The following is a 4,071-nucleotide window of genomic DNA, read 5'->3' on the forward strand; positions in this document are numbered from 1 at the left end:
GTGCCGAACACCGTCAGGTGCCCCTCGTCGATCTCGAAACCGTGCTCGGTTGCCAGCGTCGTGCGCAGCGGACCCAACACATCGGTCTCAACCGAGGTGACCCGCTTGCAATTCCGACAGACCAGGTGGAAGTGCTCGTGGCCGTGCACCGAGTGGTACGTCGGAGCGCGGTCGCTGAGGTGGGCGTGACGGATCAGCCCGACCTCCTCGAGCACCTCGAGCGTGCGGTAGACGGTCGACAGGTTGACCGCCCCCGAGGTCTCGCGCACCCGCGCGTGCACCTGGTCAGGCGTGGCGTGTCCGAGCTCCTGCACCGCGGTGAGCACCAGCTCGCGCTGCGGCGTCAGCCGGAAGCCCCGCGAACGCAGCTCGTCACGCCAATCGGTGGTCATGTCACTGACGCTGCAACCGGGCCCACAGGTGCGGCTGGAGCCCCTGGCCCATCGCCTCCATGTCGTAGGCGTAGAGCAGGTCGCCCTCGACGTTGCCGTAGAGGCGGTGACCCGCAGTCACTTCCTTGGCGGTCTCGGTGAACCCGACGCCGGCGGTGTGGAGCTCCATCTTCCCGGCCTCGGCGACGCCGTACCAGATCTCGGAGAAGCCGGTGTTGTGAGCGAGAACCATCTCGATCTTGCCGCCCTCGAGGCACCTCAGGAAACCGGTCTCCTGGGCGGCGTCGCGGACTTTCTCGCCGTTCTCGTCGACGACCCATGACTTGGAGAAGTAGTGCAGGAAGGGGCGCCCGTCCTGCTGAAAAACGATCTCCTGCTGGTAGGAGTACGGCTCGATCGTGGGGTAGTCGCCCTGACCGCTGCCGCCCCACGTGCCGAGGAGCCAGGCCACGGGGCCGCAGTTGGGATGCAGGTTGCTGGGGATGTGAAACACGGCTCCACCCTAGTGGCCCGGCCCGGAGTCCGGGCAGCGCCGGCCGAGCGCCGGAGGCTGAGCAGCGAACGGAGTGAGCGCCGGAGGCTGAGCAGCGAACGGAGTGAACGTCGACGAAGCCCCGGCGACCACGGCCGGCGCCATCACCCGACTCGCCGGGCTTCGTCGACGGCTCGTACCTCGCCTGCTCAGCCTCCGGGCCGCCGTACGCTCAACCACATGACCCGCACCCTGGCCGTCAAGCTCACCTGCGGAGCCGAGGCAGCAGAGCGCGCCAACCAGGCGCTCACCGTGGCGGCGTCGGCCGTAGCGCTCGGCGCCCCGGTGTCGCTGTGGCTCACCGGTGAGGCGGTCTGGTTCGGGGTGACGGGTCGGATCCCCGACCTCGGGCTGGACGGCGCGGTCGATGCTGTCGAGCTGATCGCGACCATCCGCGAAGTCGGGTCGATCTCGGTGTGCTCGCAATGTGCCGCTCGGCGAGGGGTCGGCGACAGCGATCTGATCGAGGGTGCCCGGATTGCAGGGGCCGCAGCGTTCGCCGAGCTCGTCTTGCAGGACGACGTCCGGGCCCTCGTCTACTGACGCAGCTCAGGCGACTCAAGCGGCCGGTCGACAGCCCAGCAGCTCGCGGGCCTCGGACGGCGTCATCGGACGACGCTGCGCCATGGCGCCCATTGCGACCGCACGCTCGACGAGCTGGGCGTTGGACTCGACCGGCACGCCGCGGCTGAGCGTGAGGACGTCCTCCATGCCGACCCGCAGGTGGCCGCCCTTGCTCAACGCAGCCAGACCGACAGGCAGAGTGGTGCGGCCGATGCCGGTGGCACCCCACGAGGTCGTCTCGCGCGGCAGCGCGGCGACGCCGGCGACCAGCGCGTCGGCGGTGCCGGGCATCCCGCCGGGCACACCCATCACGAAGTCGACGTGCACCTTGCCGCCGTAGGGCAGGCCGTAGGTCTTGATCAGCCGGCTCAGGGCGGCGACGTGGCCGAGGTCGAAAAGCTCGAACTCCGGCACGACCTCGCGCTCCTGGCTGAGCTGGTAGAGGTCGCAGATGAACGGCCACGGGTTGCTGAACACGTCGTCGCCGAAGTTGGTGGTGCCCATCGTGAGGCTGCACGAGTCCGGGGCAGCGTCGAGAACCTTGAGCCGAGCGTCGAGCGGGTCGTGCACCGAGCCACCGGTCGACAGCTGTACGACGAGGCCCGTGCCCTCGTGCAGGGCGCTGACCGTGTCGGCAAGACGCTGGGGGTCGAGGGACGGGCGGTGGTCGTCGTCGCGGATGTGGACGTGCACCATCGCGGCGCCGGCCGCCTCGCACTCCTGCGCGGTGGCTACGAGCTCGGCGAGGGTGGTCGGGAGCTGAGGGCAGTCGGCCTTGGTCGTCTCGGCCCCGGTGGGGGCGACGGTGATCAGCAGGGCCTCGCGTGCGACGGACATGGAGGGATGGTGCCAGATCGACCCGGAGGCTGAGCAGGCGACGAAGGAGCCGTCGACGAAGCCCCGCGAGTTGAACGGCGGTCGCAGCGCATCTCACCGGGCTTCGTCATCGCTCGCTGCGCTCGCTGCTCAGCCTCCGGAGTCAGTCACCCGGAGAGGTGACGGAGCGGGACGTCGATCGGTGCGAGGTTGATAGTTGAAGCCCACACGACCTCCACCTCCAGGAGCGCACCCATGTCTGACCCCAAGCCCACCACCACCGACGCCGGCATCCCGGTCGAGAGCGACGAGCACTCGCTGACCGTCGGCCCCGGCGGGCCGATCCTGCTGCAGGACCACTACCTGATCGAGCAGATGGCACAGTTCAACCGCGAGCGGATCCCCGAGCGCCAGCCGCACGCCAAGGGCAGCGGCGCGTTCGGGCACTTCGAGGTGACCCACGACGTCAGCGCCTACACCAAGGCCGCCGTCTTCGCGCCCGGCACGAAGACCGACGTCCTCGCCCGCTTCTCCACCGTTGCCGGCGAGAGCGGCAGCCCCGACACGTGGCGCGACCCGCGCGGCTTCTCGCTGAAGATGTACACCACCGAGGGCAACTACGACATGGTCGGCAACAACACGCCGGTCTTCTTCGTCAAGGACCCGATGAAATTCCAGCACTTCATCCGCTCGCAGAAGCGTCGCGCCGACAACGGTCTGCGCGACCACGACATGCAGTGGGACTTCTGGACCCTCTCCCCCGAGTCCGCCCACCAGGTGACCTGGCTGATGGGTGACCGCGGAATCCCGCGCACCTGGCGCCACATGAACGGCTACACCTCGCACACCTACATGTGGGTCAACGCCGAGGGCGAGAAGTTCTGGGTCAAGTACCACTACAAGACCGACCAGGGCATCGAGAACTTCACCCAGGACGAGGCCGACCAGATGGCGGCCATCGACACCGACTACCACCGCCGCGACCTCTTCGAGCACATCCGCGACGGGGAGTTCCCCACCTGGACGATGAAGGTGCAGATCATGCCCTTCGAGGACGCCAAGGACTACCGCTTCAACCCCTTCGATCTCACCAAGGTCTGGCCCCACGAGGACTACCCCCTCCAGGAGGTCGGCAAGCTCACCCTCGACCGCAACCCCACCGACCACCACACCGAGATCGAGCAGGCCGCCTTCCAGCCCAACAACCTGGTGCCCGGCATCGGACCGAGCCCCGACCGGATGCTGCTCGCCCGGCTCTTCGCCTACGCCGACGCTCACCGGCACCGTCTGGGTGGCAACTACACCCAGATCCCCGTCAACGCGCCGCAGTGCCCGGTCAACAGCTACAGCAAGGACGGCGCGATGCGGGTGCAGAACGTCTCCGACCCGGTCTACGCCCCCAACTCCTACGGCGGACCCGCGGCCGACACGTCCACGTATGGCGAGCCCGCGGGATGGGAAGCCGACGGGGCGATCACCCGCGCCGCGTACGTCGACCACGCCGAGGACGACGACTGGGGCCAGGCCGGCGCCCTCGTGCGCGAGGTGATGGACGACGAGCAGCGCGAGCGCCTGGTCGACAACATCGTCGGCCACCTGCTCAACGGGGTCAGCGAGCCGATCCTCGAGCGCGCGTTCACCTACTGGAGCAACGTCGACGCCGACCTCGGCAAGCGGGTCGAGGAGGGCGTGCGCGCCAAGCAGGACGAGAAAGACCCGAAGGCCGGCGAGCAGGACAACCCGGCGCGGGCGGGTGCGCAGGCCAAG

Annotated in this window: 5 protein-coding genes; 2 read left to right on the forward strand and 3 right to left on the reverse strand. The window is 68.9% G+C overall.

The window, feature by feature from the left end:
- Together VOI19_RS15600 and VOI19_RS15605 are read right to left on the reverse strand one after the other, a co-directional pair.
- On the reverse strand, positions 1–392 hold a 392-nt coding region (locus VOI19_RS15600), incomplete at its 3' end, for a transcriptional repressor (RefSeq protein WP_323793885.1).
- 1 nt (position 393) lies between these two features.
- Complete coding sequence (locus VOI19_RS15605) at positions 394–885, reverse strand: FABP family protein (RefSeq protein ID WP_323793886.1); 492 nt, start codon at positions 883–885, stop codon at positions 394–396.
- A gap of 219 nt (positions 886–1,104) precedes the next feature.
- Between VOI19_RS15605 and VOI19_RS15610 the strand changes: the two genes are divergently transcribed.
- Positions 1,105–1,467 carry a DsrE family protein gene (locus VOI19_RS15610; protein WP_323793887.1) on the forward strand — a complete coding sequence of 121 codons (363 nt, stop codon included), beginning with the start codon at positions 1,105–1,107 and terminating at the stop codon, positions 1,465–1,467.
- Between the two features lie 15 nt (positions 1,468–1,482).
- On the opposite strand, the gene VOI19_RS15615 is transcribed toward VOI19_RS15610, so the two are convergent.
- Positions 1,483–2,325 carry a 3-keto-5-aminohexanoate cleavage protein gene (locus tag VOI19_RS15615; protein WP_323793888.1) on the reverse strand — a complete coding sequence of 281 codons (843 nt, stop codon included), beginning with the start codon at positions 2,323–2,325 and terminating at the stop codon, positions 1,483–1,485.
- 234 nt (positions 2,326–2,559) lie between these two features.
- On the opposite strand from VOI19_RS15615, the gene VOI19_RS15620 reads away from it, so the two are divergent.
- Positions 2,560–4,071 (forward strand): catalase (locus VOI19_RS15620; protein WP_323793889.1); only part of this gene is annotated, 1,512 nt, incomplete at its 3' end.

Origin of the sequence: Nocardioides sp., assembly GCF_034670285.1 — a bacterium.
Classification (GTDB): Bacteria; Actinomycetota; Actinomycetes; order Propionibacteriales; family Nocardioidaceae; genus Nocardioides.